At 67.2% G+C, this 26,530-nt stretch carries 29 protein-coding genes; 21 read left to right on the plus strand and 8 right to left on the minus strand.

Features of this window, described 5'->3' with window-relative positions:
- Nucleotide 1 precedes the first annotated feature (1 nt).
- From FF090_RS15375 to FF090_RS15410, 8 genes are all read left to right on the plus strand, one after another.
- Entirely contained in the window at nt 2–2,578 is a 2,577-nt protein-coding gene (locus FF090_RS15375) for a NosR/NirI family protein (protein ID WP_138857557.1), read from the plus strand.
- Nucleotides 2,575–3,849 (plus strand): nitrous oxide reductase family maturation protein NosD, encoded by a 1,275-nt coding sequence (locus FF090_RS15380; protein ID WP_246071438.1) that lies wholly within the window; start codon nt 2,575–2,577, stop codon nt 3,847–3,849. Before FF090_RS15375 ends, FF090_RS15380 begins: the two co-directional genes overlap by 4 nt.
- A complete protein-coding gene (locus FF090_RS15385) occupies nt 3,779–4,744 on the plus strand; it encodes an ABC transporter ATP-binding protein (RefSeq protein WP_138857558.1) in 966 nt (321 codons plus the stop codon). The genes FF090_RS15380 and FF090_RS15385 overlap by 71 nt, the downstream gene beginning before the upstream one ends.
- A 50-nt stretch (nt 4,745–4,794) precedes the next feature.
- Nucleotides 4,795–5,640 carry an ABC transporter permease gene (locus FF090_RS15390; protein ID WP_138858417.1) on the plus strand — a complete coding sequence of 282 codons (846 nt, stop codon included), beginning with the start codon at nt 4,795–4,797 and terminating at the stop codon, nt 5,638–5,640.
- Nucleotides 5,637–6,158: a nitrous oxide reductase accessory protein NosL gene (locus FF090_RS15395; protein WP_138857559.1), complete on the plus strand. Its 522-nt coding sequence runs from the start codon at nt 5,637–5,639 to the stop codon at nt 6,156–6,158. The genes FF090_RS15390 and FF090_RS15395 overlap by 4 nt, the downstream gene beginning before the upstream one ends.
- 16 nt (nt 6,159–6,174) lie before the next feature.
- On the plus strand, nt 6,175–6,774 hold the full coding sequence (locus tag FF090_RS15400; RefSeq protein WP_138857560.1) for a nitrous oxide reductase accessory protein NosL: 600 nt from the start codon (nt 6,175–6,177) through the stop codon (nt 6,772–6,774).
- On the plus strand, nt 6,767–7,588 hold the full coding sequence (locus tag FF090_RS15405; protein ID WP_138857561.1) for a hypothetical protein: 822 nt from the start codon (nt 6,767–6,769) through the stop codon (nt 7,586–7,588). The genes FF090_RS15400 and FF090_RS15405 overlap by 8 nt, the downstream gene beginning before the upstream one ends.
- Before the next feature lie 73 nt (nt 7,589–7,661).
- Entirely contained in the window at nt 7,662–8,462 is an 801-nt protein-coding gene (locus tag FF090_RS15410) for a DODA-type extradiol aromatic ring-opening family dioxygenase (RefSeq protein ID WP_138857562.1), read from the plus strand.
- A gap of 1 nt (nt 8,463) precedes the next feature.
- Here the strand turns inward: FF090_RS15410 and FF090_RS15415 are convergent, their stop codons facing one another.
- A complete protein-coding gene (locus tag FF090_RS15415; RefSeq protein ID WP_138857563.1) occupies nt 8,464–9,072 on the minus strand; it encodes a glutathione S-transferase family protein in 609 nt (202 codons plus the stop codon).
- Nucleotides 9,073–9,359: 287 nt separating this feature from the next.
- On the opposite strand from FF090_RS15415, the gene FF090_RS15420 reads away from it, so the two are divergent.
- Genes FF090_RS15420 through FF090_RS15445 form a run of 6 tightly spaced genes read left to right on the plus strand, consistent with a single transcriptional unit; the run spans nt 9,360 to nt 12,584 of the window.
- Nucleotides 9,360–9,944 carry a GbsR/MarR family transcriptional regulator gene (locus tag FF090_RS15420; protein WP_138857564.1) on the plus strand — a complete coding sequence of 195 codons (585 nt, stop codon included), beginning with the start codon at nt 9,360–9,362 and terminating at the stop codon, nt 9,942–9,944.
- Between the two features lie 58 nt (nt 9,945–10,002).
- Nucleotides 10,003–10,467 carry a thiol-disulfide oxidoreductase DCC family protein gene (locus FF090_RS15425; protein ID WP_138857565.1) on the plus strand — a complete coding sequence of 155 codons (465 nt, stop codon included), beginning with the start codon at nt 10,003–10,005 and terminating at the stop codon, nt 10,465–10,467.
- Between the two features lie 20 nt (nt 10,468–10,487).
- Nucleotides 10,488–10,877, plus strand: a complete 390-nt coding sequence (locus FF090_RS15430; protein WP_138857566.1) for a hypothetical protein — start codon at nt 10,488–10,490, stop codon at nt 10,875–10,877.
- A complete protein-coding gene (locus FF090_RS15435) occupies nt 10,877–11,749 on the plus strand; it encodes an NAD-dependent epimerase/dehydratase family protein (protein ID WP_138857567.1) in 873 nt (290 codons plus the stop codon). Before FF090_RS15430 ends, FF090_RS15435 begins: the two co-directional genes overlap by 1 nt.
- Nucleotides 11,746–12,111 carry a DoxX-like family protein gene (locus FF090_RS15440; RefSeq protein ID WP_138857568.1) on the plus strand — a complete coding sequence of 122 codons (366 nt, stop codon included), beginning with the start codon at nt 11,746–11,748 and terminating at the stop codon, nt 12,109–12,111. The genes FF090_RS15435 and FF090_RS15440 overlap by 4 nt, the downstream gene beginning before the upstream one ends.
- Nucleotides 12,108–12,584 (plus strand): DUF2269 family protein, encoded by a 477-nt coding sequence (locus FF090_RS15445; RefSeq protein WP_138857569.1) that lies wholly within the window; start codon nt 12,108–12,110, stop codon nt 12,582–12,584. The genes FF090_RS15440 and FF090_RS15445 overlap by 4 nt, the downstream gene beginning before the upstream one ends.
- A gap of 2 nt (nt 12,585–12,586) precedes the next feature.
- Here the strand turns inward: FF090_RS15445 and FF090_RS15450 are convergent, their stop codons facing one another.
- Both FF090_RS15450 and FF090_RS15455 read right to left on the minus strand, forming a co-directional pair.
- Nucleotides 12,587–13,744: a WD40/YVTN/BNR-like repeat-containing protein gene (locus tag FF090_RS15450; protein ID WP_138857570.1), complete on the minus strand. Its 1,158-nt coding sequence runs from the start codon at nt 13,742–13,744 to the stop codon at nt 12,587–12,589.
- Between the two features lies 1 nt (nt 13,745).
- Nucleotides 13,746–14,006 carry a MoaD/ThiS family protein gene (locus tag FF090_RS15455; RefSeq protein WP_138857571.1) on the minus strand — a complete coding sequence of 87 codons (261 nt, stop codon included), beginning with the start codon at nt 14,004–14,006 and terminating at the stop codon, nt 13,746–13,748.
- Between the two features lie 49 nt (nt 14,007–14,055).
- Here FF090_RS15455 and FF090_RS15460 point away from each other — a divergent pair, with 49 nt between their 5' ends.
- The gene (locus FF090_RS15460; RefSeq protein ID WP_138857572.1) at nt 14,056–14,271 is read left to right on the plus strand and encodes a SlyX family protein; all 216 of its coding nucleotides are present in this window, start codon (nt 14,056–14,058) and stop codon (nt 14,269–14,271) included.
- A 42-nt stretch (nt 14,272–14,313) separates the two neighbouring features.
- Here the strand turns inward: FF090_RS15460 and FF090_RS15465 are convergent, their stop codons facing one another.
- Both FF090_RS15465 and FF090_RS15470 read right to left on the minus strand, forming a co-directional pair.
- A complete protein-coding gene (locus FF090_RS15465) occupies nt 14,314–15,186 on the minus strand; it encodes a type 2 periplasmic-binding domain-containing protein (protein WP_138857573.1) in 873 nt (290 codons plus the stop codon).
- 10 nt (nt 15,187–15,196) lie between these two features.
- Nucleotides 15,197–17,203, minus strand: a complete 2,007-nt coding sequence (locus FF090_RS15470) for an SDR family oxidoreductase (RefSeq protein ID WP_138857574.1) — start codon at nt 17,201–17,203, stop codon at nt 15,197–15,199.
- A gap of 228 nt (nt 17,204–17,431) precedes the next feature.
- Between FF090_RS15470 and FF090_RS15475 the strand changes: the two genes are divergently transcribed.
- Nucleotides 17,432–18,223, plus strand: a complete 792-nt coding sequence (locus FF090_RS15475; RefSeq protein ID WP_138857575.1) for a phasin family protein — start codon at nt 17,432–17,434, stop codon at nt 18,221–18,223.
- A 160-nt stretch (nt 18,224–18,383) separates the two neighbouring features.
- A complete protein-coding gene (locus FF090_RS15480) occupies nt 18,384–19,634 on the plus strand; it encodes a patatin-like phospholipase family protein (protein ID WP_138857576.1) in 1,251 nt (416 codons plus the stop codon).
- Nucleotides 19,635–19,707: 73 nt separating this feature from the next.
- On the opposite strand, the gene FF090_RS15485 is transcribed toward FF090_RS15480, so the two are convergent.
- The 3 genes from FF090_RS15485 to FF090_RS15495 form a co-directional block, all read right to left on the minus strand.
- Nucleotides 19,708–21,198: a carboxypeptidase M32 gene (locus FF090_RS15485; protein ID WP_138857577.1), complete on the minus strand. Its 1,491-nt coding sequence runs from the start codon at nt 21,196–21,198 to the stop codon at nt 19,708–19,710.
- Nucleotides 21,199–21,209: 11 nt separating this feature from the next.
- Complete coding sequence (locus FF090_RS15490; protein ID WP_138857578.1) at nt 21,210–21,710, minus strand: YqaA family protein; 501 nt, start codon at nt 21,708–21,710, stop codon at nt 21,210–21,212.
- Between the two features lie 106 nt (nt 21,711–21,816).
- On the minus strand, nt 21,817–22,095 hold the full coding sequence (locus FF090_RS15495; protein WP_138857579.1) for a hypothetical protein: 279 nt from the start codon (nt 22,093–22,095) through the stop codon (nt 21,817–21,819).
- Between the two features lie 746 nt (nt 22,096–22,841).
- Between FF090_RS15495 and dusB the strand changes: the two genes are divergently transcribed.
- The 4 genes from dusB (at nt 22,842) to FF090_RS15515 (ending at nt 26,499) form a co-directional block, all read left to right on the plus strand.
- Nucleotides 22,842–23,819, plus strand: a complete 978-nt coding sequence (dusB, locus tag FF090_RS15500; protein ID WP_221304930.1) for a tRNA dihydrouridine synthase DusB — start codon at nt 22,842–22,844, stop codon at nt 23,817–23,819.
- A 23-nt stretch (nt 23,820–23,842) separates the two neighbouring features.
- Entirely contained in the window at nt 23,843–24,076 is a 234-nt protein-coding gene (locus FF090_RS15505; protein WP_138857581.1) for a Fis family transcriptional regulator, read from the plus strand.
- A gap of 128 nt (nt 24,077–24,204) precedes the next feature.
- Complete coding sequence (gene purH / locus FF090_RS15510) at nt 24,205–25,779, plus strand: bifunctional phosphoribosylaminoimidazolecarboxamide formyltransferase/IMP cyclohydrolase (RefSeq protein ID WP_138857582.1); 1,575 nt, start codon at nt 24,205–24,207, stop codon at nt 25,777–25,779.
- Between the two features lie 213 nt (nt 25,780–25,992).
- The gene (locus FF090_RS15515; RefSeq protein ID WP_138857583.1) at nt 25,993–26,499 is read left to right on the plus strand and encodes a hypothetical protein; all 507 of its coding nucleotides are present in this window, start codon (nt 25,993–25,995) and stop codon (nt 26,497–26,499) included.
- The last annotated feature ends 31 nt before the right edge of the window (nt 26,500–26,530 follow it).

Below are 26,530 nucleotides of genomic sequence, written 5' to 3' on the forward strand. Positions count from 1 at the left end.
GATGCCGGTCTTGCACTTTCTCGCGGCCCTGGTGGCCGCGTTTTTTCTTCTGACGGGCAGCGCCCGGGGCCAGGCCTATGAGGCCAGGCTGCCGGACGATCTGCACAGCTTCCCGGCACTGTGCGAGCGCGTGGCCTGCAACGATGTCTTTCCCGGTGCCGTGCGCTTCTCGCGCCGCTTGGGCCAGCCGCCCTATGTCGAGGCCTACGACGCCCAGAACCAATTGCTGGGCTATGTGATGCTATCCACCGACATCACCGACACGCCCGCCTATTCGGGCAAGCCGGTGGTGACGCTGATCGGCATGGACAAGGCCGGGCGCTTCGTCGGTTTCAAGGTGCTCAAGCACTCTGAGCCCATCTTGCTGCTGGGCATCCCGGAGTCCGCGCTCACCAAATTCCACGACCAGTACAAGGGCCACTCGGTGGCCGAGCAACTGGAAGTCGGCGGCGGCGGCGGCGAGGCCACGCACCTGGACGCGATCTCGGGCGCCACCGTCACCGTCATCGCGCAAAACCAGGTCATCACCACCTCGGGCCAGGCCGTGGCCGCCCAGGTCGGCATCCTGCCGCCCACGGTGCGCGAGCCGGCGCACTTCAAGCTGGCCGGCCGGCTACCGAGCTGGTCTGAACTGGTGTCCGAAGGCGCGGTGCAGCGCCTGGTGGTCACGCCCCAGCAGGTGGGCCTGCCGCCGGGGCCCGAGCCCTTCATCGAGCTGTGGTTCGGCAGCCTGGACCACCCCGAGATCGGCCAGGCCCTGCTCGGCCGCACGAATTGGGAGAGCCTGCGCAGCCGACTGCAGCCGCAAGACAAGGCGCTTTTCATCATCCGCACCGCCGGCCAGGAAAGCTTCAAGGGTTCGGGCTTCGTGCGCGGCGGCATCTACGACCGCATCCAAATCAAGCAGGGCCGCGACCTCTTCACCTTCCGCGACACCGACTACCTCAACCTCTACAGCCTGCAGGCCAGCGGCAGCCCCGAGTACAGCGAGGCGGCGATCTTCATCCTGCGCTCCAAGGCCTTCTCCGCGGCCCACCCCTGGCGCCTGAACTTCCTGGGCAACCGCGTGGACCGCGCCACCGGCCAGCGCAGCTTCGCCAACTTCGAGCAGCGCTACTGGCTGGACGACGAGCGCCTGGAAGGCGGCCGCCCGGCGGTGGATGACGGCAGCAGCGCCTGGAAGAAGGTCTGGGCCGCCCGCCCCTTCGCTTTGGCGGGTTTCATCGCCCTGCTGCTGGCCACGGCCCTGGTGTATTCGCAGCGCGAACGCCTGACACGCCGCTCCACCCACAAGAACAAATGGCCGGTCAACGGCTTCAAGTACACGGCCTGGGCGCTCTCCATCGGTTTTGTCGGCTTTGGCCTGCTGGCCCAGCCCTCCATCACCCAGGTGCTGACCTGGTTCCACTCACTGCTCTTCCAGTGGCAGTGGGAGCTCTTCCTCTCCGACCCCTTCATCTTCTGCTTCTGGGTCTTCATCATCCTGACGACCTTCGTCTGGGGTCGTGGCCTGTTCTGTGGCTGGCTCTGCCCCTTTGGCTCCCTGCAGGAGGGCCTGTTCAAGCTGGCCGGTCTGCTGGGCCTGAAGCGCTGGCAACGCCTGCCGCCCGTGGCCCTGCACCACAAGCTCAAGCAGCTGAAGTACGCGATCTTCTTCGGGCTCTTCGCGGTCTCGCTGTTTTCGATGACGGCAGCCGAGATGCTGGCCGAGGTGGAGCCTTTCAAGACCACCTTCCTGGTCGGCGTGCTGAACCGCAGCTGGCCCTATGGCCTGTTCGTGGCGGCCATCCTGGGCGTGGCGATCTTCATCGAGCGCCCCTACTGCAAATACCTCTGCCCGCTGGGCGCCTCGCTGGCCCTGCCCTCGACCTTTCGCTGGTTCGGTCTGCGCCGCAAGGCCGAGTGCAACTCTTGCCGGGCCTGCGCCAAGGGCTGCGGCTCGCTGGCCATCGACGCGGCCGGCCGCATCGACCACCGCGAGTGCCTGCACTGCCTGGACTGCATGGTGCTCTACACCGACACCCATGCCTGCCCGCCGCTGGCCAAGGAGCGCAAGGCGCGCGAGCGCACGGGGCAGCCGCTGACGGCCATCGACCGCCAGGGTTACTTCATCCCCATCATTCCGGTGGAGTCGCCGCGCACCATCGCTCCGGCACAGGATCCACGCACCGCCACCGAACCGGTTGCCCCGCCGCATCTGGCGCGCGAGCGCAGCCTGGCCTGGCTCTGGGCCGAGCTCTGCCATCACCTCCTACCCTGGCGCGCCAGCACCTGGCGCACGGCCGGTGCGCTGCAAATCGCCGGCATCGGCCTGGCCTTGGCCGCCACCCTGGCCTGGGTGCTGGCCTGGCAGAGCCGGCTCTCGGCCGCCGCCGTGGTGGGCTGGTGGATCGGCTGGTCGCTCTATGAAGTGCTGCTGAGGAAGAAAGGCATGAGCTTCATCAAGGACGGCCCGTGGTGGAAGGCGCAATATCGCCAAGCTGGCTGGCTGGACATGGTGGCTTACGTGGGATTCAAGAACTTGCTGATTGGCGCGGTGCTGTATTTGGGCCTCCAAGGTCTGGGACGCCTGGTGTGATCAAGCTCGGCTTGCTCGGGCTTTGCCTGTGGGCCATCGGCACCCAGGCCGCCACGCTGCGCGTGCGCCCCGGCGAGAACCTGCAAGCCGCGATCGACCAGGCCCAGGCGGGCGATGTGCTGGAAATCGAGCGCGCCCGCTTCGAAGGCAACTTCGTCGTCAGCAAGCCGCTGACCCTGCGCGGCATCGAGCGCCCGCTGCTGAGCGGCGCAGGCTTTGGGCACACGCTGACGATCAAAGCCCCCGATGTGGTGGTGGAAGGCCTGCGCGTGCAGAACAGCGGCATCGAGCTGGTCCAACAGAACGCCGGCATCTGGGTCGCGCCCGGCGCCCACCGGGCCCAGATCCGGCGCTGCGCGCTGTCCTACAACCTGTTCGGGCTGTGGATCGAGAAGGCCAATGACGTGGTGGCCGAGGGCAACAACATCACCGGCCTGCGCGACCTGAACTCGCCGCAGCGCGGCAATGGCATCCAGCTCTACAACACCCGGGGCGCCCGCATCCTGAACAACGAGATCAGCTTCGTGCGCGACGCCCTGTATGTGGACGTCTCGCACGACGCCATCTTTCGCGGCAACCGGCTGCATCACAGCCGCTACGGCACGCACTACATGAACAGCTATCGCAACCTCTGGGAGGGCAACGAGAGCTTTCGCAACCGCGGCGGCCTGGCCCTGATGGAGGTGCGCGACAACGTGGTGCGCAACAACAAGACCTGGGGCAATAGCGACCACGGCATCATGCTGAGGACGCTCACCGACTCGGTCATCGAGGGCAATGTGATCGCCGGCAATGCGCGCGGCTTCTTCATCTACGACGTCGAGTACGCGACGCTGAAGAACAACCTGGTGGTAGACAACCGCATCGGCGTGCACCTGGCCGCACTGTCCACCCGCAACACCGTGCAGGGCAATGACTTCATCGCCAACCGCGAGCAGGTCAAGTATGTCGGCACCCGCGACGAGGCCTGGGGCGGCGCAGATCCCCACAACCACACGCAGGGCAACCATTTCAGCAACTACCTCGGCTGGGACCGCAACGGCGACGGTGTGGGCGATGTCCGCTTCGAGGCCAATGACCTGGTGGATCGACTGAGCTGGCGCCACCCCAGCATGCGCCTGCTACTGGCCAGCCCGGCCGTGCAGGCCCTGCGCCTGGTGGGCCAGCAGTTCCCGGTGCTGCGCGCGCCCTCGGTGGTGGATGCCCACCCGCGCATGCAGCCCCAGCAAACCCAATGGAAGGACTGGCTTGGACGCCATTTCTCACACTGACGCGATCCGCCTGCTGGCGGTGCGCAAGGCCTTCGGCGCGCTGCAGGCCGTGGATGGCGTGGACCTGCAGGTGCCGCGCGGCGAACTGTTCGGCCTGATCGGTCACAACGGCGCAGGCAAGAGCACGCTGTTCCGCATCATGCTGGGCCTGGCCACGGCCGACAGCGGCTCGGTCGAAGTGGCCGGCTGCGCGGTAGGTGGCCCGCAATGGCGCGAGGCCCGGCGCCGCATCGGCTATCTGCCCGAGCAGCTCGCGCTCTATGACAACCTGAACGCCCGCGAGACCCTGGCCTTCTTCGCCCGGCTCAAGGGCGCCTCGACCGAACAGATCGAACCCCTGCTGGCCCGCGTGGGGCTGACGGCGGCGGCCGACCGACCGGTGCGCACCTACAGCAAGGGCATGCGCCAACGCCTGGGCCTGGCCCAGGCGCTGTTGGGCAGCCCCCAGGTACTGTTCCTGGACGAACCGAGCAACGGCCTGGATCCGCAAGCCATTCGCGAGTTCTACGACTTGCTGGCCGAGCTGCGCGCGCAAGGCGTGACGGTGATCATCACCTCGCACATCCTGGCCGAGTTGCAGCAGCGCGTGGACCGGCTCGCCATCCTGGCCAATGGCCGCGTGGTGGCGCAGGGCAGCGTGCAGGCCCTGCGCGAGCAGCTTGCCCTGCCCCTCGAGGTGGCGCTGCGCGGCAGCCCCGCGCTGCTGCAACAGGCCGCCAGCGTGGCCGGGGCCGCCCATGCGCCGCGCCATCAAGACGGCCTGCTGCACCTGCGCTGTGAACGCGCGGACAAGATGACCCTGCTGGCCCGCCTAGCACCGCTGGCCGCGCAGCTGGAGGACCTGCAGATCCACGAGCCCAGCCTGGAAGACCTGTACTTCGGAGTGGCGCGATGAGCCTACTGCCTGCAGACGGCCCCGCCGTTCCGACCCCGATCCCGATCCCGATGCCGGTGCCTTCAGGGGCCGCCCAGCCCTCGCCCATCCTGACCCTCGCCGCCAAGGAACTCAAAGAGCGCCTGCGCAACCGCTGGGTGCTGGCCGTGGCCGGCGTGTTCACCCTGTTCTCGCTGCTCATCACCTACTTCGGCGGCGCCGCCCAGGGTCAGATCGGCCCGCAGTCCCTGGCCTACACGATCAGCTCCCTGGTCAGCTTGGTGATCTATCTGCTGCCCCTGATCGCGCTGCTGCTGGGCTTTGACACCGTCGTGGGCGAGCGCGAGCGCGGCTCGCTGGAACTGCTGCTGGCCTACCCGGTCAGCCGCGCCGAGCTGCTGCTGGGCAAGTTCCTGGGGCTGGCCACGGCGCTCACGCTCTCCACCCTGGCCGGCTTTGCGCTGGTGGGCGTGCTGCTGTGGCGCCAGTTTGGAGCGGCCGCGCTGCTGCATTACGGCGGCTTTGTGCTCAGCGCCACCCTGCTGGGGCTGAGTTTTCTGAGCCTGGCCCTGCTGATTTCCGTGCTGGCCAAGGAGCGCACCCGCGCCTCGGGCCTGGCCATCCTGCTGTGGTTCTTGTTCGTGCTGGTGTTCGACCTGGCCCTCCTAGGCCTGCTGGTGGGCAGCGGCGGGCAATGGGCGGGCGATTGGTTTGCCTGGCTGCTGCTGGCCAACCCCTGCGATGTCTTTCGCATCGCCAATGTGTTCACCCTCGACCAAGTCGGCGGCCTGATGGGCGCCGGCAGTCTGGGCACCCTGGTGCCGCCCGCCTTCGCCAACCCGGCCTTGCTGGGCGCTGCCCTGCTCGCCTGGATTGCCCTGCCCCTGGGCGCCGCCATCTGGAGATTTAAGCCATGAAACGTCGTCACTGCCTGGCCTGCATGGCCTCTCTGAGTACCCTGCCCCTCTTCAGCGCCTGCAGCCAAGAATCCAAGGCGCCCCAAGGCCCGGTTGAGTTCCAGGCGGGCACCTCCTGCGAACTGGACGGCATGCTGCTGGCCGACTACCCCGGCCCCAAGGCACAGATCCACTACCAGGGCGCCGAGCAGCCCACCTATCTATGCGACACGGTTGAACTGTTCTCGCTGCTGCTGCAGCCCGAGCAAGTGCGCGTCGTGCGCGCCGCCTATGTGCAAGACATGGGCCAAACCGACTGGGAGCGCCCCCAGGGTCACTGGGTGGACGCCAAGGCCTGCCACTACGTGCGCGGCAGCAAGCGCAAGGGCTCCATGGGCCCGACCCTGGCCAGCTTCGCCCGCCAGCAGGATGCCCAGGCCTTCGCCAAGGAGTGGGGCGGTGAGGTGCTGGCCTATGCGGCCATCACACCCGCCATGGTGGATCTGAGCGGTGGCGCGTTGCACGACAGCCGCATGTGATCGGCGTGAGCGTGCTGTGACGCAGAGCCGCCGCACCGTCCTGCGACTGGGCCTGGGCGCCTTGGCCGCCAGCGCCTGCGCCGGCACGGTGCTGGCCTTGCGCCGCCGCCCCGCGCCTGACTTGCCGTCGGACCTCTGCATCACCGCGCCGGCCTGGCCCTATGACCCCCAGGCCGGGCTGCCCGCCCAGGCGCCGCGCCGCGTGCCCGCCGAGGCGCGCTGCCCGGTCTGCGGCATGTTCCCGGCCCGCCAGCCCCGTTGGGCTGCGCAGCTGCGCTACCTTGACGACAGCGCCCAGTTCTTTGACTCGCCCCTGACCCTGGCCCTGTGGTGGCAGGCGCCCACGCGCTACAGCCCCGGACGGCAACAAACGGACGTGGCGGCCCTGTGGGTGCAGGACTTCGCGAGCGGACGCTGGCTGGATGCCACCCAGGCCCATTACGTCCACGGCTCGCGCGAGCGCGGCCCCATGCGCAACGGCAATTTGCCGCCGTTTGGCGACAGCGCCACGGCGCAAGTCTTTGCCAAGGCCAACGGTGGCCGTGTGCTGTCCTGGCGGGAACTGGATGCCGAGCTGCTGCGCGCGCTGGACACTCGGATACACGACCATGCTTGATCGTCGCCTGTTCCTGGGCGCCATCGCTTGGGGTGCCTCTGGCGTGGCCCGGGCGGCAGCGCCGGCGGCCCCTGATCGGCCGCAGCTGCGACATCCCGACGGCTCTCTGTTCGAGTTCGAGCCTGATCTGAAACATTGGTGCCTCAGTGCCGATGGCGCGTGGCTGCTGACGCACAGCGGCGCGCTGCTGAGCCTGCGGGACACCCGCGAACTGCGGGTCGTGGCCCAGCACCCTTGCCGCACCAAGACCGGCCAGCCGGTCGAGAAGCTTGCGGCCAGCGCCGCCCTGGCCGCCCGTCGCAGCCTGGTGCTGGCCCCGGCCGGCGCGGGCGAGCTGTGGGAGCTGTACCTGGACCCGCTGGCCGAGGACTTCTACGAGGGCCTGGTGCACGATTTCCGCTTCGGCGAGGGCGTGCCCACCCAGGGCTATCTGGGCCTGCGCCGCATGCCCATGCCAGAGCCTTTGACCCGGCTGCAGGCCCACCCGCAGCACTTCCATCTGGCCGCCTGCAGCGCCAGCGGCCAGGCCCTGCTGCTCAATCTGGACGCCCGCCGCGTGGCTGCGCGCCTGGGGCCAGCCTGGGAGCTGTCCTGCGCAGGACCGGCCCCCGACACCCTGGTGCTCAGCCGAGGCCAAGGGCTGCGTCTGATTGATTTGAGCGAGGGCCGTACCTTGGCGCAGCTCGAATTGCCCGATCTGCCCCGAAGTTTGGCGGCCGGCCCGGGCTCGCTGTGTGTGCAGCTGCAGAACGGCCAGCGCTTGCAATTGAACGGTGCGCTGCAGATTCAGGCGACTCACAGCGGCTGCGAATAGCCTGCAAGCGCTCCGCTCGCGACCTTCAGTTCCACTGAACGGTCCGGCGCCGGCGGGCCGCCACACTGGCGCAATGTCCACCCCACTGCCCACCTACTTCCTGTCCCATGGCGGCGGCCCCTGGCCCTTCATGGAGGGCGCATTCCGGCGCCACTTCGATCGGCTGGAGAGCGTGCTGGCCGGAATCCCTGCCGAACTCGCCGAACGGCCCCGCGCCGTGCTGGTGGTGACCGCGCACTGGGAGGGCGAATCCTTCCGGGTCAGCAGCCATCCGCGGCCCCCCATGGTCTACGACTACAGCGGCTTCCCACCGCACACCTACCAGGCCCAGTACCCCGCCCCGGGAGACCCAGCACTGGCCGCCGAGGTCGTCGCACGCTTGCAGACGGGGGGCGTGGCCGCCGCAGCCGATTCAGAGCGCGGCTTCGACCATGGCAGCTTCAGCACCGTGTTGCCGATGTATCCGCAGGCCGATATGCCGCTGGTGCAGCTCTCGCTGCAGCGCAGCCTGGACCCCACCCTGCATCTGCGCGCCGGCCAGTTGCTGGCGCCGCTGCGCGCCCAGGGCGTGCTGATCCTAGGCAGTGGGCTGAGCTTTCACAATTTGCGCGCTTTTGATGCCCGCTCACAGGAACCGTCGCGCCAGTTCGACGACTGGCTGCAGCAGGCCCTGCGGCAATCCCCCGCCGCGCGCCGCCAGGCCTTGATCGACTGGGCACAGGCGCCCCAGGCCCGCTTTGCGCATCCGCGCGAGGACCATCTGCTGCCGCTGATGGTGGCCGCCGGGGCCGCCGAGGACGACCCGGCCCAACTGCACTACCACCAGCAGGATTTCATGGGCGGTCTGGCGGTCTCGGGCTTTCGCTTCGGCTGAGTCAGAGCACGGCCTCTGGCGCCTGCCAGCCCGGCAAAGCCTGGATGCGCGCCAACCAGGCTTGCACGGCGGGCCAATCGGCAGCCTGCAGGCCGGCCTGCGGCAACCAGAACAGGTAGGCGCACAGGGAAAGATCGGCCACGCTGGGGCCGCCATCCAGGATCCAATCGCGCGCCGACAAATGCTGCGCCAGCGTATCGAGGTCGGCACGGGCACGGGCTTCCAACCACTGCTCAACCGCCGCCGGCTGCGCCACCCACCCGCGCGAGAAGCGCAGATTGGGCACCGAGAAGCCGACACGGTTGGCCTCCCAAAACAACCAGCGCCGCAGCATCTCGCGCTCGGACTCGGGCACAGCCCAAGGTCCGGCCGGGTCGGCATGATCGACCAGGTGCAGCAGGATCGCGTTCGATTGCGCGAGCACTTGCTCGCCATGTACCAGCAGCGGCACCTCGCCATAGGGGCTGAGTGTTCGAAAGGGCTCAGGCCGCTGATCGCGGGGCAAGCCCAAATCGATGCGCTCATAGCGGTGCAGCTGCCCCATCATCAGCAGGGCCAGTCGGACCTTGTAGCTGTGGCCCGAGTCGCGGGCGCCGTAGAGGGTCAGCATGGGGTGGGCACCCGAGCCTGAGCATCGGCCTGCGGGGCCAGCAAGGCAATGGCGCCGGCCGCGACACGGATCCGCGCCCCAGTTCGGGTTGCGCAATGAGAGGCGGCCAGGGGTTGGGCTGGTGCGAAGAGTCGGATCATGAGAGGCGCTGAGAGGTGCCGGGAGGATCGGTTCACTGTAGGTGGTGTGCCCGTTGAATCCGGACCGCCCTCCCGAACGGAGTGTGGCGCGATCAATGAGGCAATTTCTGTATTGACAGAAATTACATACCAACTAGACTGGAAGCTATGCAACTCACCGACATTGGCCGCCGTTTCATCGTCCACTGGGGCGAAATGGGCTCCAGCTGGGGCGTCAATCGCAGCGTGGCGCAGATCCATGCCCTGCTCTTCTTCCATGGCAGCCCCCTGCATGCCGAAGAACTGGCCGACACCCTGGGCATTGCGCGCAGCAACGTCAGCAACAGCCTGAAGGAGTTGCTGAACTGGAATCTGATCCGTGTCACCCATGTCCTGGGTGACCGGCGCGACTACTACGAGACCAGCGGCGATGTGTGGGAGCTGTTCCGCACCATCGTGCGCGAGCGCAAGGAACGCGAGTTCGACCCCACCGTGCGCCTGTTGCGTGAGTTGGCGGCAGATCCAGCGCTGGCGGGCGAATCGGCCGCGACCCAAGACAGGCTGCGCAGCACCCAGGAGTTCATGCAAACCCTTGGCGCCTGGAGCGACGAGATGCTGCGCCTGTCTCCCGCCACCTTGGAAAAGATTCTGCGCCTGGGCGCCCAGGTGCAGCGTTTCGTGCGTCCTGCCGACGAATCCCCCCCCATCCATCCGGAGGCCCTGCCCGTGCCGCCTCAACTGCCCCCCTACTGATTCCTCCCTTGGCGCCCCGGCGCCTCTTTTTGACCCAACAATTTCAGTTCATACAGAAATGCCAGCCAACACAGCCATAACACCCGAACTGCGGGTCTTTTACGACGGCGCCTGCCAGCTCTGCCGCGCCGAAATGCACAACCTGATGGCCCGCGATGTGGGCGGCCGCATCGAATTCGTGGACGCCAGCCACCCCAAGTTCGATCCCCAGCCCTTGGGCGTCACGCTCGAGGCAATGATGAATGCCTTGCATGTGCGCCGTCTCTCTGACGATGCCTGGCTGATCGGCGTCCCCGCCTTCGAGGCCCTGTACGCCGCGACTGGCCAAACCGGAGTGGCCCGGGCGCTGCGCCACCCGGTGCTGGCCGCGCTGGCTGAGCGCACCTACCCCTGGGTGGTGCGGCACAGGCACCACCTGCCACAGGCTCCCATCCGCTGGGTTTTTGAGCGCGCGCGGCGTCGTGCCGCTGAGGCCGCAGCCCTTCGCACCCAAGCTTGCCGGGACGGCAGCTGCCGTCTTTGACACATCAACCGGAGATCCTCATGTCCACGCTGAACTTCGCCCTCACTCTGGCGCTGGCCGCCATCGGCCCGGTGCTCGCAATCAGCTATCTGCGGCCCATCCTGCTGCGCCTATTGCAAAGCCAGTGCCAGGGCCAAACCGACAGCGCGGACTTCTGGGTCCGCTCGGCCTACGTCCTTGCTGTCTGCGGCACGCTGCTGCTGGCTCTCAGCTTCGGCGCCTATCGGCAAGACACCCTGGAGGCGCTGGAACGCGCTCTCTGGCTGGTGGCCGCCGGCACCTTTGGCACCGTGGCCTTCATCACCCGGCAGGTCTGGGGCCCCGTCCGACTGGCCCAGCATCAGCAGCAATTGGCGCTGCAGCGCGAGCAGATGGAAAGCGCCAAGGCCCAGCGCGCTGGGGCCGTCTGATGCACGTGCTGCTGATCGGCGCCGGGGGCTTCATCGGCCAACACGCCCATCGAGCCCTGGCGGCCGCGGGCCATCGCGTGCACACGCTCAAGCAATCCGGCCCTCCAGCGCTAGATTGGTCCGCGGCGCACCGTCCCCAGGCCTGGTTTGCGCTACTGAGCGGGATGGATGCTGCGATCTACCTGCCCGGCACTTTGAGAGACCGCCAGGGTGGCCAGCACGGTCTGCTGGAGCGCCTGCATCACCATGTGCCCAAGGCACTGGCGCAAGCCTGTGTGGCCCAAGGCGTACCGCGCCTGCTGCATGTGTCGGCCCTGTGCGGTGCCGACTCGGCCTATGGCCGCAGCAAAAGGGCCGGCGAAGCCGCGCTGGCAGAAATTGCGGCCTGCAATCCGCTGACGCTCCATGTCCTGCGCCCCAGCGTCGTGATGGGGTCGGGGGGTGTCAGCAGTCGGCAGTTCGAATTCCTCAGCCGCCTGCCCTGGTTAGCCCTGCCGGCCGCGCTCTGGCACTGCCAGATCCAACCGTTGCACATTGAAGACCTCTGCGAAGCCCTGCTGGCCTGCCTGCTCGCCCCCAGCACCGAACAGCCCTGGCAACTGGTCGGTGCGCAAGTCCACACGGTGGCCGGCTGGATTGCCCAGCTGCGAGCCGCCAGTGGGCGCGCACCGGCACGGGTGTTCCGCCTGCCCGATGGCTTGGCCCGATGGAGTGCGCGTGTCGGCGACTACTGGCCGGGCAGCAGCTGGTGCCGCGAAGCCTTGAGCCTGCTGCAAAGCGACAGCGTGGCGACCGATCCGCAGCAACTCAGCCGGCTGACGGCTCTACTGGGGCACCCGCCCCGCGACGCCCGCCTCCGGAGGCCTCAATGAGAGAGCGCAGCCTGCATCGCGATGGACCGCGCCTAGCCTTGATCGCCATCTGGCTGGGCACCGCAGCGGCCAGCCTTTGGGATGGCGGTGCGGCAGGCCAACGCTTGCTGCAGGGCTTCGGCCTATCCACCGCCGTAGCCCTTTTCTTGGTGTGGGCCGGTGCGCTCTGGGACCTGGCCATCGGCTTGGCGCTGGCCCTTCGTCCCAGCAAATCGATCTACGCACTGGCCCTGATCGGCATGCTGGGCATGACCCTGCTGGCCACCCTGCTGCAACCCTCGCTCTGGCTGGACCCCCTGGGTTCGCTGCTCAAAAACCTCGCCATCCTGGCCCTGCTACTGCAAGGCCTGCACAAGCCATGAACACCTATCTGACGCTCAAGTGGCTGCACATCGTCTCCAGCGTGCTGCTGGTCGGTACCGGATTCGGGTCGGCCTTCTACCTGTTCTTCGCCAACCGCCAGCCCGAGCTGCAGGCCCGCGCTGTGGTGGCCCGCTTGGTGGTGCGGGCCGACACCTGGTTCACCACCCCGGCCGTTCTCATTCAGCCCCTCACCGGCCTAGCCATGGCGCACCTGGCCGGTTGGCCGCTCTCCACCCCGTGGATAGCCGCCTCGCTGCTGCTCTACGGCCTGGCCGGCGCTTGTTGGTTGCCGGTGCTGTGGCTGCAAGTGCGCATGGCCCGGATGCTGGAGCAGGCCCTGGCGGACGGCCAAGCTCTGCCGGCCGACTACCACCGCCTGCAACGCGCATGGGAATGGCTGGGCTACCCGGCCTTCAGCGCCATGCTGCTGGTCTTCTGGCTGATGGTGAACAAGCCGCCACTCTGGGCCTGAACTCAGCCCATCACCACCGCATAGATCGGCGGCAGCTGCGTATTCACCGCCTGCCAGCGCTCGCCCGCGTCGGCGCTGGCCCACAAGCTGCCGGTGGTGCTGCCCATCAACAAGGTCTGGCCATCGGCGCCCACCACCAGGCCGTGGCGGTAGATCAGGTCGTAGCAGTGCTGCTGGGGCAAGCCCTGGCGCAGCACCTCAAAGCTTTGGCCGCCATCGCGGGTGCGCGTCACGCACAGGGCCGCGTCCACGGGGATGCGGCGCTCGTCCTTCACCGCCGGAGCGAACCAGGCGGTGTTGGGGTCACGGGGATGGGCCGCCACGGCAAAGCCAAAGCTGCTGGGCTGGGCCTTGAGTTCCTGCCAGCGCTGCGCGTGGTCCGCGCTGCGCCAGATGCCGCAGTGGTGCTGGGTCCACAACACCTCGGGGGCGGCGGCGCAGCGCACCACACGGTGGGGGTCCTGGATGTTGGGATCCTCGGCCCGCTCGGGCGGCATGAAGTCGGCGCGCATGCCATTGGTGTGGACGGCCCAGGTGGCGCCGCCATCGCGGGTGCGCCACACACCGCCGCAGCTGATGCCGACCAGCAGGTCCTGCGCGTCCTGCGGATGCGGGCAAATCGAGTGGATGCCAGGCTCGGGGTAGCCGCCGCCAAACCACTCCAGGCGCTGCGGCAGGTTCCACAGGCTTTCCACCAAGGCCCAGCTGGCACCGCGGTCGCGCGACACGAACAGGCCGCCGGGCAGGGTGCCGCACCACAGGCTACCGTCGATGGCACGCTCCAGGCTCCAGATCAGGCCGAGCTTCCAGGGAAAGGGCTGAGGCGGGACCGAGGGGGCTCCTGAGGAGCCCCCGACGCCCGCCGAAGGACTGGCCGCGTGCTCGCGGCCAGGCTGCTTTGGCTCCTCGGGCTGCGGCGGATAGGCGGGGCAAGCGACTTCGCGCCAGCTCTGGCCGGCGTCATCGCTGGCCTGCAGCTTGACGCCGAAGTGGCCCAGATTCAGCGCGGCCAGCATGAAGCCCGAGGCGTCGGGCGGCAGCACCATGCTGACGGGCTCGGCCAGGAAGTGGACCCGATCAATGGCCCAGCCCTGCGGCTGCCGCCGCAGTTCAAACAGGCCCTTTCGCGTGGCCACCCAGGCACGGTCGTCTCGGTTCATCTCATCCTCCACTCAAGGCCTGCATCACATAGACCTGGCTTTCGGGTTGGAGCGCCTGCTGCGGGTCCATGCTGCGGCGCCCGTCGACAAACACCGCCACGTTGGGTCGCAGCCCGTCCTGCTCGTCCAGCACATAGCCGCGCAGCAAGGGGTTGATCTCAAAGGCAGCCCGCAACAGCTCCATCAAGGTGGCAGCCGGCGCCTCCAACTCGGGCGCGGCGGTAAAGCGGCGCAGCTGGGGTGTGAATTGAAGGCGGGGCATGGCGCGATCCTGCCAGCCTGCGGGTGCTTGGCAAGGGGACAATGCCGCAATGACTTCCGACACCGACCAGCGCCTGACCGAGCTGGAAATCAAGGCCAGCTTTGCTGACGACCTGCTGGAGCAGCTCAATGCGGTGATCGTGCGCCAGCAGCAGCAGATCGACGCCCTGCAGCGCGAACTGCTCGGCCTGCGCCAACAGATCCGCGACAGCGAGCGGCCGGGCGCCATGGTTTCGGCCGGTGACGAGCGGCCGCCACACTACTGAAGTCGACATCGACGTCGCCCCCCGCCGTTCTGAGGCCCAGCCTCAGGGGCGATACCAAAGCGCAGCGTCCTTCAGCGGGGTTTGAGGCGACAGCAAGGGGTTGTGCAACTCGATCACCCGGCGCTGCTGCAGTCCCGACCGATCCAGGGCCTCACTCAGATGCCGCTTGAAGAGACGCTCGAATTCACCTTGCCGCGCCAAGGCGCGCAGGCCGCGCTCCAAGGCAGCGGCCAGCGCGTGCCGGCCCGGTGAGACAAAGAAGTAAATGGCGGCGGGATAGCGCAGGACCAGATTGGGCTCCACCTCCAGGGCCTCGCCCCGGCGGTCCTTCTCCCACCAGATCTCGGCCGCAGCGCGCGGAAAGAGATCGGCCTTGCCTTGAGCCAGCAGACTGAACAAGTGATCGTGGTGCGTGGAGGTGAGCACGTTCAAGCCATTGGCGCGCAGCACCTGGGTGTCGGCCCAATCCTCGCCCTGCACAAAACGGAAGGGCTGCAAGTCCTTGACGGTGCGAGCCCGCGCCAAGGCCTCGCGCTGCACCGCCGGCATGCCGGGCCGCAAAAACAGCAAGCGCCAGCCATACAGACCCCGAAAGATGGGCACTCGCACCGGCAACAGACTGCGCTCGCGCTCGGCGCTGGTCATGGTCCAGCCGACGTCCACCTCGCCGCTGCCGATTTCCAACTCGCGCAGGAAGCGGCTCTGCACCATCACCGACGAGCTGGGCTCCAAACGAAAGGTCACCCCGCTGGCGGCCAGCGCCGCACGCAACAGGACCCAGGGGTAGAGCTCGTCCTCCGGCACCTCGCGTCCGACCCTGGGGTAGCGCAGCCGCCCCAGATCGCCCGCCGCGGTGGCTCCGGCCGCTCCGGCACAAAAGGCCGGTCCAGCCATCAGCAGGTCGCGCCGCAACATCACCCAGACCTCAGAAGTGGATGCCGCGCATCATCTGCTGCAGGGCAATGGCCTCGGCCGAGAGCTGCGGTTTGGCCACGCCTTTGCCCACTGCATCGCCCTTGGCCGCCTCGCTGTCGGGGAACATGCGGAAGCTGGTGTTCATCACGATCTGCGCCACACGCGGCGCCAGCGCGTGCATCAGCTCGCCGGTTTTCCCTAAGCGCGTGGCAATACGCACCGGCTTGTGGATGCAGGCCTGGGCCACCATATCGGCCGCCTCTTCCGGACTGAGCGTTGGCACGTTGTTGTAGATCTTGGTCGGCGCAATCATGGGCGTGCGCACCAGGGGCATGTTGATGGTGGTGAAGGTGATGCCTTGGTCGGCGTACTCGCTGGAGGCACAGCGCGTCCAGGCATCCAGCGCCGCCTTGCTGGCCACATAGGCCGAGAAGCGCGGCGCATTGGTCAGCACGCCGATCGAGCTGATGTTGACCACATGACCACGGCGCTTGGCCACCATGCCGGGCAACAGACCCAGGGTGACGCGCAGGCAGCCGAAGTAGTTCAGCTGCATGGTGCGTTCGAAGTCATGGAAGCGGTCGTAGCTGTTCTCGATGGCGCGACGGATGGAGCGGCCGGCGTTGTTGATCAGGAAGTCCACTCCACCGAACTCGCGCTCCAGCCAGGCCACCAGTTCGGCGCAGCTTTCCATGTCGGCAATGTCGGCACTGCGGGCGTGGATCCGGCAGTCCGCGCCCGCCGCAGCACGGATCTCGGCCACGGCCTCGGCCAGCTTGGCCTCGTCGCGCGCGCAGATCACCGTGATGGCGCCGGCCTCGGCGAACTTGGTGGCTGCAGCCAGACCGATGCCCGAACTACCCCCCGTCACCAGCACCACCTTGCCCGCCACCGTGCCGCGCAAGCTGCGGTCCACATGCAGGTCCGGGTCCAGATGGCGCTCCCAGTAGTCCCAGATACGCCAGGCGTAATCGTGCAGATTGGGGCACTCGATACCGCTGCCCTTGAGCGCCTTGGTGGTCTCGCGGCAATCGAAGCGCGTCGGGTAGTTGATAAAGCTCAGCATGTCCTCGGGCAGGCCGATGTCCTTCATCACCGCGTCCTTCACGCGCCGCACCGGCGCCAGTGCCATCAGGCCCTTGCGGATGGACTTGGGCACAAAGCCCAGCAGCGCGGCGTTGATGAAGACGTTCATCTTCGGCGCGTGCGCCGCCCGCGCGAATATGTCCAGCACATCGCCCACGCGATAGCCCTGTGGGTCCACCAGGTGGAAGCAGCCGCCGCTGTCCTCGACCTTGTGGCTCAGGTGGTCCAGCGCATTGACCACAAAGTCCACCGGCACGATGTTGATGCGCCCGCCCTCCAGACCGATGGCCGGGAACCAGGGCGGCAGGATCTGACGCAAGCGCTGGATCGGCTTGAAGAAGTAGTAGGGGCCGTCGATCTTGTCCATCTCGCCGGTTTGCGAATCGCCCACCACCATGGCCGGGCGGTAGACCGTCCAGGGCAGCTTGCATTCCTTGCGCACGATCTTTTCGGACTCGTGCTTGCTCATGAAGTAGGGGTGGTCCAGGCCCTCGGCCTCGGCAAACATGTCCTCGCGGAACACGCCTTCATAAAGACCTGCGGCAGCAATGGACGACACATGGTGCACATGGCCTGCGCCAATGGCCTGCGCGAACTCGACGAAGTGGCGCGTGCCCTCGATGTTGGCGGCCATCTGGCTGTCGGCATCGGCCTCCATGTCGTAGATCGCCGCCAGGTGATAGGCATGGTCGATCTGGCCCTTGAGCGCCTTGATGTCAGTGGCCGCCACGCCCAATTTTTTTTGCACCAGATCGCCCCAGACCGGCTGCACCCGGCCCTTGGCCGCGCCCCAGTATTCGAGCAGCGCCGGCAGCTTGTCGCGCGAGGCCTCGCGCATCAGCACGTACACCGTGCTGCCGCGCCGCGCCAGCAGCTTCTTGACCAGACGACGCCCGATGAAGCCGGTGGCTCCGGTGACGAAATACTGCATGCAGACCTCCAATGCGTTGCGCGCAAACCTGGGTGGGATGCCGCAGCTTAGGGCAAGCCAAGGCAGGAGCCGACCGGCCAAAACCCAGGGGTAGCCCACCCTCTCTCATAGAGGGAACACACTAGGAAAGCGCCCCTCAAGCGCAGACCCCCCGCCTATAGTGAGCCCATCGTCGCAGGGTGTCTGCGGCGCGACCGACCCACACACCCACCCTGCCAGGAGAACCCCATGGTGAAGAAGCTGCAGAAGATGGCCAGCAAGAAGGCCGCTCCCGCCGCCGCTGGTTTCAACCCCGCCGCCCTGCTGGACCACGCCGTGGCCCAGAACGTGCGCGACTCCGCTCAACAAATTTGGGCCGCCGGCCTGGGCGCCTTCAACAAGGCCCAAGGCGAAGGCGGCAAGGTCTTTGAGACCCTGGTGAAGGAAGGCATGACCTTGCAAAAGAAGACTCAGAGCCTGGCCGAGCAAAAGTTCGGCGCCGTGGCCAACAAGATGACCGGCATGGCCAACGAAGTCGGCTCCAAGGCCGGCCAGCAGTGGGACAAGCTGGAAAGCATTTTTGAAGAGCGCGTGGCCCGTGCCCTCAAGAGCCTTGGCGTGCCCAGCGGCAAGGACATCGGTTCGCTGATCTCGCGCATCGACGCGCTGTCGGCCGCCGTGGGCTTCGCTCCCAGCAAGAAAGCCAGCACTGCCAAGGCAAAGCCCGCCGCCAAACCGGCCGCCAAGCCCGCCGCCGTGAAGAAGGAAGTCAAGAAGGCCGTGGCCAAGGTCGAGAAGGCCGTGACCAAGGCTGCCGCCCCCGCCAAGAAGGCTGTGGCCGCCAAGGCTGCCGTGGTGAAGAAGGCCGTGGCCGCTGCCCCGAAGAAAGCCGCCGCCGCCAAGCCCGCCGTGAAGAAGGCCGTGGCCGAAGCCAAGGTCGCCGTCAAGCGCGCGCCGGTGAAGGCCAAGGCCGTCGTGGCCAAGGCTGAAGCCCAAGTGACCAAGGCCGTTGAGGCCGTGCAAGAAGCCGCTCAGGCCTAAAGCAAGCTGGGCCTGGCTGGGCCATTCGGCCCAAGCCCACCCGCCGTGAGATTCAACGCCCCTGCGTCTGAACTCACGGCGTTTTCTTTGCGCCAACGCAAGCGCGCGCCGGGGTAAGCACTCTTCAATAAGTAGCCGGCTCTCCCTACAGTCCTGCCCCATGGCTGCTCGTACAGAAAAGACCCACAAACAGACTCGCAAACCCCGCATCGGACTGGCCCTGGCCGGCGGCGGGCCGCTGGGCGCGATTTACGAAGTGGGCGCGCTGTGCGCGCTGGAAGAATCCATCGCCGGCCTGGACTTCACCGATTGCGAGGGCTATTTGGGCGTGAGCGCCGGCGGCATCATTGCCTCCTGCCTCGTCAATGGACTGACGCCGCGCGAGCTGTGCGCGGGTTTCATCGAGAACAGCTCCGCCCCGCCCGACCACTTCGACCCCGCCGTGCTGCTGCACCCGCATTGGGACGAGTACGCGCGCCGCATCCGCAAGCTGCCGCGCCTGCTCAGCGAGGCCCTGTGGCGGGTGCTGGTGGAGCGCCGCTCGCTGCTGGGCGCGCTGGAGTTGCTGGGCCGCGCCCTGCCCACCGGCCTGCTCAATAGCGACGCGCTGGCGGCCCAGCTCAAGGCCATGTTCAGCCTGCCCGGCCGCAGCGACGACTTCCGCGACCTGAAGAAGCCCCTGCTGCTGGTGGCCACTGATCTCGACTCCGGCGAGGCCGTGGCCTTCGGCACGCCGGGTTGGGACCATGTGCCCATCAGCCGCGCCGTGCAAGCCAGTGCCGCCCTGCCGGGCCTCTACCCGCCGGTGCGCATCGATGGCCGCGACCTGGTGGACGGCGCCCTGAAAAAGACCGTGCACGCCAGCCTGCTGCTGGACCGCGGCCTGGACCTGCTCTTCATGCTCAACCCGCTGGTGCCCTATGAGGTCAGCGAGTCCGATCTGCATCTGCGCGCCAAGCCCCGCATCCCCAAGCTGGTCGATGGCGGCCTGCCCGTGGTGCTGAGCCAGATGTTGCGCTCACTGATTCACTCGCGGCTGGAGCTGGGCATGCGCAACTACGCCAAGAGCCACCCGCAGACCGATCTGCTCTTCTTCGAGCCCGACCATCGCGATGCCAAGCTCTTCCTGGCCAACACCTTCAGCTACCGCCACCGCCGTCAATTGGCCGAGCACGCCTACCAGGCCACGCGCGCCGATCTGCTGCACCGCGCGCCACAGCTGCAAGAGCAATTGGCACGCCATGGCCTGTCGCTGAACATGGAGCGCCTGATGGACCCCACGCGGGTGTTGGTGGACGTGTGGGACACCCCGAGCCACTCACCCACCGAGCGCGCGCTCCTGCATCTGGACGAGATCCTGAACCTGCTTGAAAGCCGCGTTCAGCACGCGCAGGAGCGGGAAGCGGCCTGATCCGTCAGGCCCAAGAAAAAGGGCAGCAAGGTCATGCACCTGAGCTGCCCTTTTTCATGGTGGAGCGCCGGAATCAACCGAGATAGCGCGCCCGCAGATGAGCCTGGAAGTGGGCCGGGTTCAAGACCTCGCCGCTGGCGCGCTGCACCAGCTCCGGCGTTTCCCAACGCGAACCCTGGCTCCAGACCTTGGCCTCCAGCCAGTCGAACACCGGCTGCAGCTCGCCACGGGCGATGCCGGCGTCCAGGCCCGGGATCTCCTTGCGCATGGTGGCAAACCACTGGGCCGCATACATCGCGCCCAGGGTGTAGCAGGGGAAGTAGCCGATCAAGCCTTCCGGCCAGTGCACATCCTGCATGCAACCGTTGCGGTAATTGCCCTCGGTGTTGATGCCCAGCAGTTCCTGCATCTTGGCGTTCCACAGCGCCGGGATGTCCTCGCACTCGATCTCGCCCTCGACCAGGGCGCGCTCGATCTCATAGCGCAGGATCACATGGCAGGGATAGGTCACCTCGTCGGCGTCCACGCGGATGAAGCCGGGCTTCACGCGCGTGAGCAGCTTGTGCAGGTTCTCCGGCTCCCAGGCCGGCTGGGCGCCCAGGTGCTTCATCAGCAAGGGCGAGAGTTGCTGCGCGAAACCGGGATGGCTGCCCAGCTGCATCTCAAAGCTCAGCGACTGGCTTTCGTGCAGGCCCATGGAGCGCGCATTGGCGATCGGCAGGCCCAGCCACTCGCGCGGCAGACGCTGCTCGTAGCGGCCGTGGCCGGTCTCGTGGATCACGCCCATCAGCGCCGGCAGCGCGTCGTCCTCGCTGTAGCGGGTGGTCATGCGCACGTCCTCGGGCACGCCGCCGCAGAACGGGTGGGCCGACTCATCCAGGCGCCCGGCCTCGAAGTCGAAGCTCATCAGCTTCATGGCCGCCAGGCCCAGCTCGCGCTGTGCAGCCTTGGGGAAGGGGCCGACCGGCTGGATCACCGTCTCGTTCGCCTGGCGTGCGCGCACGCCCTGAATCAGACCCGGCAACCATTGGCGCAGATCGCCGAACACGCGGTCGATCTCGGCGCTGCGCATGCCCGGCTCGTACTGGTCCAGCAGGGCGTCGTACTTGGACAGGCCAGTGGCCTGGCTCAGATAGCCGGCGGCCTCGCGCGTCAGCGCCACCACCTCTTTCAGATTGGGCAGATGCCCCACCCAGTCATTGGCCTTGCGCTGCTCGCGCCAGGCATGGCCCGAGCGCGAGGCGGCCAGGCTCTGCTTCTCCACCAGGGCCTGAGGCAGCGCATTGCTGGCGCGCCAAGTGCGCTGCATCTCGCGCAGCGAGGCACGCTCGAAGTCAGCCAGCGGCTCGGCCGCCGCCCGCTCCAGCAGACCCTTCAGCTCCGGCGCCGTGGCCAGCTCATGCAGCAGCCCGCCCATCTCGGCCATGGCCGCGGCGCGTGCCTCATTACCCTTGGCCGGCATGAAACTCTGCTGGTCCCAAGACGCGATGGATTGCAAATGCCCCAGGCGGTGCAGGCGCTGGTAGCGGCGGGCGAGGTCGGCGTAGGCGGTCGAGGTGTTCATCAAATCTCCCATCAAGAAGGGGCGAATTCTCCAGGCCACAGCCAAAGCAGGGCGGAAGTCATCAGCAAATAGCGCAGGAATTTGCCCACGGCCATATAGGCCAGGCAGGGCCAGAAGGGCAGGCGCAACCAGCCCGCCACCGCGCAAAGCGGGTCACCCACCAGGGGCAACCAAGAGAGCACGCAGGTCTTGGCGCCGAAGCGCTGCATCAACTGCAGCAAGCGCGGGTTGGCCGGCGCGTGCTGGCGCCAACTCTCATAGCCCCGCTCGGCCGCCCAGCCCATGCCCCAGCTGATGCCCCCACCCAGGGTGTTGCCGACCGTGGCCACCAGGATGGCGGGCCAGAACAGGCTCATGTCGCTCTTGATCAGCGCGAATACGGCAGGCTCCGAACCCATGGGCAAGAGCGTGGCCGAGATCAGCGCAACGAGGAAGACGGCCGGCAGCCCGACGGCGGGGAGGGCCAGCCAGGCGAGCAGGGCAGTGAGTTGGGTGAGGAGCCAGGATTCCATTGGGGGCGGATTCTGGGGCTGTCAGAGCCAGGACGATGTGCATGCATCGGCATCAGGAACACGGCACAACAACAGTCACCCAGCTAGACCACCATTTCCGAAGGCCCTAAAGAAACACTGCAGCCGCAGCGGCACTTAAAGACGCAAAGCGTTCGACCAGAGTCTTGGACCCGCGATCCTGCTGATACGTCTCGTACCCATCGGGCGTTTCAATCAAGTACCGACCGTCGTAAGTGTTGGGCTCGAAGTGATACCAGTCTGAGGGGTGCGCGCCAGCTCTGAGTGCATCGAACACCTCTCGCGTCTCGAAGAGCTCAAGCAGGCGTGACGCATCGCCACCAAGGCGCGAAGCCACAAATTCATCCAGGGCGCGAATACCTGTCATGTCCAGGAGGCTATCTCAGAGTAGGACCCTCCGGCCGATCACAGAGCCCGCCGGGATTTCGGCCCGGCGGCCGACCTACTTTCTTCGCTTCGCCGAAGAAAGTAGGCAAAGAAGGGCGACCCCGATGCCGGCGCCCCTTGGCTGCGCCAAGGGGTTCCCTGCGGTGCGCGAAGAGCAGACCCCGGCGCGGAACGCACTCCGTTCGCTTTGCTCACTGCGCTTGAACGGCCGCGCCGAGTCAGTGCTTGAAGCGCGCTGCGCGCGCGGGTCTGCACTTCTGTGCTCCTCGGCTTGGCATAGGGGACCCCGGGAAACGGAGCAGCAGCGCAAGGGCTTGGGGGAGCGCGCGCAGCGCGCCACAACAACATACTCGGCGCGGCCGTTCAAACGCAGTGAGCGCAGCGAACGGAGTGCGTTCCGCGCCGCCCCCAAGCCCTGAGCACCGCAGGGCACCGATCGCTGCAGGCGAGCGGCGCCGGCATCGGGGGTCGCCTTTCTCTTTCCCCCTTTCTCTTTGGCGAAGCAAAGAGAAAGGGGTCGGGTGCAGGGGTGAAGCCCCTGCGGGCTCTCCCGCAAAGAACAGCAGTCACACAGAAGGCAAAAGCGCACACCCCACCCCCGGGCGATCCCGTCCGCAAAAACCCCACCCGCTACACTCTTGCCCTTTTTTTAAGCAAACCGCCGTGCTCTCCACCCCCCTCACCCTTGGCCCTCACGAGCTGCCCAACCGGCTCTTCGTGGCGCCCATGGCCGGGGTGACGGACCGGCCGTTTCGCAAGCTGTGCAAGCGCCTGGGCGCCGGCCATGCGGTGAGCGAAATGGTCACCAGTCAAAAGGCGCTGTGGAACAGCCTGAAGACCAGCCGGCGTGCCGACCACACCGGCGAGACAGCCCCGATTGCGGTGCAAATTGCCGGCGTGGACCCGCAATCGATGGCCGAGGCCACGCGCTACAACATCGAGCGCGGCGCACAGATCATCGACATCAATATGGGCTGCCCAGCCAAGAAGGTCTGCACCAAATGGGCCGGTTCGGCCCTGATGCAGGACGAGGCGCTGGCGCTGTCCATCATCGAGGCCGTGGTGGCGGCGGCCGGCGAGGTGCCGGTGAGCTTGAAGATGCGCACGGGTTGGTGCCAGGCGCAGAAGAACGCGCTGTCGCTGGCGCGTAAGGCCGAGGCCGCGGGCATTCGGCTGCTAACCATCCACGGCCGCACGCGCGAGCAGGGCTATGGGGGCGAGGCCGAGTACGAGACCATCGCCGCCGTCAAGCGCGCGCTCGCCATCCCCGTGGTGGCCAATGGCGACATCGACACACCCGAAAAGGCCCTGGCCGTGCTGCAAGCCACCGGCGCCGACGCGCTGATGATCGGCCGCGCGGCCCAGGGCAGGCCCTGGATCTTTGGCGACATCCTGCACTTCATGACCACGGGCAAGCACCGCGCCGCGCCGCGCGTGGCCGAGGTGCAGGATTGGTTGCTCGAGCATCTGGACGAGCACTACGGCCTCTACGGTGAATTCACCGGCACGCGCAGCGCGCGCAAGCACATCGGCTGGACGCTCAAGACCTTGCCCGATGGCGAAACCCTGCGCCAGCAGATGAACGCGCTGGAGAGCAGCGCGGCTCAGCAGGACTGGCTGCGTGAGACCTTTGCGCGCCTGGGTCAGCGTTTTGAGCGCTGGCCGGCTGCCAACGACGAACCCCAACAGGCGCAATGCGCTTGAACAAGAAGAAGAGAACGGGACCCATGGACATCAAACCGCTCGACGCCTGTGTGCGCGAGAACCTCGAAGCCTATTTCCGCGACCTGGACGGCGAGACCCCGCATTCGCTGCACGAGATGGTGGTCAAGCTGGTGGAAAAGCCGCTGCTGGAAGTGGTGATGGCGCGTTGCGAAGGCAACCAGAGCCGCGCCGCCGACTGGCTGGGCATCAACCGCAACACCCTGCGTCGCAAATTAACGGATCATGGATTGCTCTAACCCCCCCGAAGCGCTTCGCGCCTCCCCCCCAGGGGGGCGCCGCCAGCGGCCTGGCAAAGCCAGTTCCACGGCGGCCCCTTGAACGAATTCAGATCCGCGCCCCTTTTCTCCACTTCATCCATACCGCCATGGCCCTCACCGCCCTGCTCTCGGTCTCCGACAAGACCGGCATCCTCGAATTCGCCCAAGCCCTGCACCGCCTGGGCTGCAAGCTGCTCTCCACCGGCGGCACCGCCAAGCTGCTGATGGAAAACGGCCTGCCCGTGACCGAGGTGGCCGAACACACCGGCTTCCCCGAGATGATGGACGGCAGGGTCAAGACCCTGCACCCCAAGATCCACGGCGGTCTGCTGGCGCGCAGCGATGTGCCCGAGCATGTGGCGGCCATGAATCAGCACGGCATCACCCGCATCGACATCCTGGCGGTGAACCTCTACCCCTTCGAGGCCACCGTGGCGAAGGCGGGCTGCACGCTAGAGGACGCGATCGAGAACATCGACATCGGCGGCCCGGCCATGGTGCGCAGCGCAGCCAAAAACTGGAAGGATGTGGCGGTGCTGACCGACGCCGCCCAGTACGCCGGCGTGCTGGCCGAACTGCAGGCTGGCGGCATTTCCGCCAGCACGCGCTTCCAGCTCAGCGTGGCCGCCTTCAACCGCATCGCCCAATACGACGCCGCCATCAGCAACTACCTGAGCAGCGTACAAAGCGACGGCAGCCTGGCCCCCTACCCCGGCCAGATGAACAGCTGCTTCGTCAAGGTGCAAGACCTGCGCTATGGCGAGAACAGCCACCAGAGCGCCGCGCTTTATCGCGACCTCTTCCCCGCGCCGGGCTCGCTGGTCACGGGCAAGCAGCTGCAGGGCAAGGAGCTGAGCTACAACAACATCGCCGACGCCGACGCCGCCTGGGAGTGTGTGAAGAGCTTCACGGCCCCTGCCTGCGTGATCGTCAAGCACGCCAACCCCTGTGGCGTGGCCGTGGCCACCAGCCCCGCCGAGGCCTATGCCAAGGCCTTCAAAACCGACCCCACCAGCGCCTTCGGCGGCATCATTGCCTTCAACCGCGAGGTGGACGGCGCAGCGGCCGAGTTGGTGAGCAAGCAGTTTGTGGAAGTGTTGATGGCCCCCAGCTTCAGCGCCGAGGCCCTGGCCGTGTTCAAGAGCAAAGTGAACGTGCGCCTGCTGCAGATCGACCTCCCCCCGGGCGGCGACACCGCCTGGCTGCAGGGCCGCAACGCCGGCGACAGCAAGCGCGTCGGCTCGGGCCTGTTGCTGCAGAGCGCCGACAACCACTTCCTCAAGCGCGAGGATCTGAAGGTCGTCACCACGCTCAAGCCGACCGAGCAGCAGATCGACGACCTGATGTTTGCCTGGAACGTGGCCCAGTACGTGAAGAGCAATGCCATCGTCTTCTGCGGCGGCGGCATGACCCTGGGCGTGGGCGCCGGCCAGATGAGCCGCGTCGACTCCACCAAGATCGCCGCCATCAAGGCCGCCAACGCCGGCCTGGAACTGAAGGGCTCGGTGGTCGCCAGCGACGCCTTCTTCCCCTTCCGCGACGGCCTGGACGTGCTGGCCGACGCCGGTGCGAGCTGCGTGATCCAGCCGGGCGGCTCGATGCGCGACGAGGAAGTGATTGCCGCCGCCAACGAACGCGGCGTGGCCATGGTCTTCACCGGCATCCGCCACTTCCGGCACTGAGGATGGAGCGAGAAGGGTCCTGAGGACCCTTCGACCCCATCCGAAGGACACCGGCCATCTCGTGGCCGGTGGCATGAGAGCGGAGCGAGAAGGGGCCTGGGCTGGCGCGCCAGCCGACCAGCGGGCTCAGCCACTGCCCTAAAAGGCATTGGCCAGCCTGATCAATCAGAAGGAGGCGGCGACACTGCGCCACCTTGGCCGCAAGCCCTCGCCATGCAAAGCTTTCACGACACCCACCCAGCGCCCCTGCAGACGATTCCGGCGGCCCTGGAGGCCGACCGCCCGACCCAAGCCCAAACCGGCATGCGCCTGATGGGCGTGTTGCTTGGCCTTTTGTTTGCATGCCTGCACGGCATGGTGTTGCTCAACCAGGGCCTGATCGAAGGCACCCTGGTGCTGGAGCGAGCGCAGCTTGAGTGGCTACGCCCCTGGCACTGGCTTTGGTTCAGTCTGGCCCTACTCGGCTGGTTGGGTCTGCTGGGCATCGTGCGCCAGTCTTTTCGGGGTGAACCTGAAACCCAAAACCCCGGGCTGCGCTGGCTGGTCCTGGCTGGTCTGCTGAGCTGTGTGGCAGCACTGATGCCCTGGTGGATGGCACCTGATGCGGCGACACGCTCGGCCCTGGGGCCCTGGACTTCTGCGCTCTGGCTTTGCCTGCCCCTGCCCTTCTGGCTCGGTTGGCGGCTGCGCGTGGCCGAGTTGGAGCGCAGCGCCCGCTGACGCAATTGGATACGGCTGCGGCCCGGCAAGC

The sequence above is a fragment of the Inhella inkyongensis genome (genome assembly GCF_005952805.1).
In the GTDB taxonomy this organism is placed as follows: domain Bacteria; phylum Pseudomonadota; class Gammaproteobacteria; order Burkholderiales; family Burkholderiaceae_C; genus Inhella; species Inhella inkyongensis.

Coding starts and splice junctions, on each gene's coding strand:
- FF090_RS15505 (WP_138857581.1), top strand. CDS start 23,843: ATGGACATCAAACCGCTCGACGCCTGTGTGCGCGAGAACCTCGAAGCC.
- FF090_RS15470 (WP_138857574.1), bottom strand. CDS start 17,203: ATGCAGTATTTCGTCACCGGAGCCACCGGCTTCATCGGGCGTCGTCTG.
- FF090_RS15395 (WP_138857559.1), top strand. CDS start 5,637: ATGAAACGTCGTCACTGCCTGGCCTGCATGGCCTCTCTGAGTACCCTG.
- FF090_RS15415 (WP_138857563.1), bottom strand. CDS start 9,072: ATGCTGACCCTCTACGGCGCCCGCGACTCGGGCCACAGCTACAAGGTC.
- FF090_RS15480 (WP_138857576.1), top strand. CDS start 18,384: ATGGCTGCTCGTACAGAAAAGACCCACAAACAGACTCGCAAACCCCGC.
- dusB (WP_221304930.1), top strand. CDS start 22,842: ATGGCCGGGGTGACGGACCGGCCGTTTCGCAAGCTGTGCAAGCGCCTG.
- FF090_RS15390 (WP_138858417.1), top strand. CDS start 4,795: ATGCCGGTGCCTTCAGGGGCCGCCCAGCCCTCGCCCATCCTGACCCTC.
- FF090_RS15410 (WP_138857562.1), top strand. CDS start 7,662: ATGTCCACCCCACTGCCCACCTACTTCCTGTCCCATGGCGGCGGCCCC.
- FF090_RS15495 (WP_138857579.1), bottom strand. CDS start 22,095: ATGACAGGTATTCGCGCCCTGGATGAATTTGTGGCTTCGCGCCTTGGT.
- purH (WP_138857582.1), top strand. CDS start 24,205: ATGGCCCTCACCGCCCTGCTCTCGGTCTCCGACAAGACCGGCATCCTC.
- FF090_RS15430 (WP_138857566.1), top strand. CDS start 10,488: ATGTCCACGCTGAACTTCGCCCTCACTCTGGCGCTGGCCGCCATCGGC.
- FF090_RS15450 (WP_138857570.1), bottom strand. CDS start 13,744: ATGAACCGAGACGACCGTGCCTGGGTGGCCACGCGAAAGGGCCTGTTT.
- FF090_RS15375 (WP_138857557.1), top strand. CDS start 2: ATGCCGGTCTTGCACTTTCTCGCGGCCCTGGTGGCCGCGTTTTTTCTT.
- FF090_RS15405 (WP_138857561.1), top strand. CDS start 6,767: ATGCTTGATCGTCGCCTGTTCCTGGGCGCCATCGCTTGGGGTGCCTCT.
- FF090_RS15475 (WP_138857575.1), top strand. CDS start 17,432: ATGGTGAAGAAGCTGCAGAAGATGGCCAGCAAGAAGGCCGCTCCCGCC.
- FF090_RS15445 (WP_138857569.1), top strand. CDS start 12,108: ATGAACACCTATCTGACGCTCAAGTGGCTGCACATCGTCTCCAGCGTG.
- FF090_RS15420 (WP_138857564.1), top strand. CDS start 9,360: ATGCAACTCACCGACATTGGCCGCCGTTTCATCGTCCACTGGGGCGAA.
- FF090_RS15385 (WP_138857558.1), top strand. CDS start 3,779: ATGCCCACCCGCGCATGCAGCCCCAGCAAACCCAATGGAAGGACTGGC.
- FF090_RS15490 (WP_138857578.1), bottom strand. CDS start 21,710: ATGGAATCCTGGCTCCTCACCCAACTCACTGCCCTGCTCGCCTGGCTG.
- FF090_RS15485 (WP_138857577.1), bottom strand. CDS start 21,198: ATGAACACCTCGACCGCCTACGCCGACCTCGCCCGCCGCTACCAGCGC.
- FF090_RS15435 (WP_138857567.1), top strand. CDS start 10,877: ATGCACGTGCTGCTGATCGGCGCCGGGGGCTTCATCGGCCAACACGCC.
- FF090_RS15515 (WP_138857583.1), top strand. CDS start 25,993: ATGCAAAGCTTTCACGACACCCACCCAGCGCCCCTGCAGACGATTCCG.
- FF090_RS15425 (WP_138857565.1), top strand. CDS start 10,003: ATGCCAGCCAACACAGCCATAACACCCGAACTGCGGGTCTTTTACGAC.
- FF090_RS15440 (WP_138857568.1), top strand. CDS start 11,746: ATGAGAGAGCGCAGCCTGCATCGCGATGGACCGCGCCTAGCCTTGATC.
- FF090_RS15460 (WP_138857572.1), top strand. CDS start 14,056: ATGACTTCCGACACCGACCAGCGCCTGACCGAGCTGGAAATCAAGGCC.
- FF090_RS15465 (WP_138857573.1), bottom strand. CDS start 15,186: ATGTTGCGGCGCGACCTGCTGATGGCTGGACCGGCCTTTTGTGCCGGA.
- FF090_RS15455 (WP_138857571.1), bottom strand. CDS start 14,006: ATGCCCCGCCTTCAATTCACACCCCAGCTGCGCCGCTTTACCGCCGCG.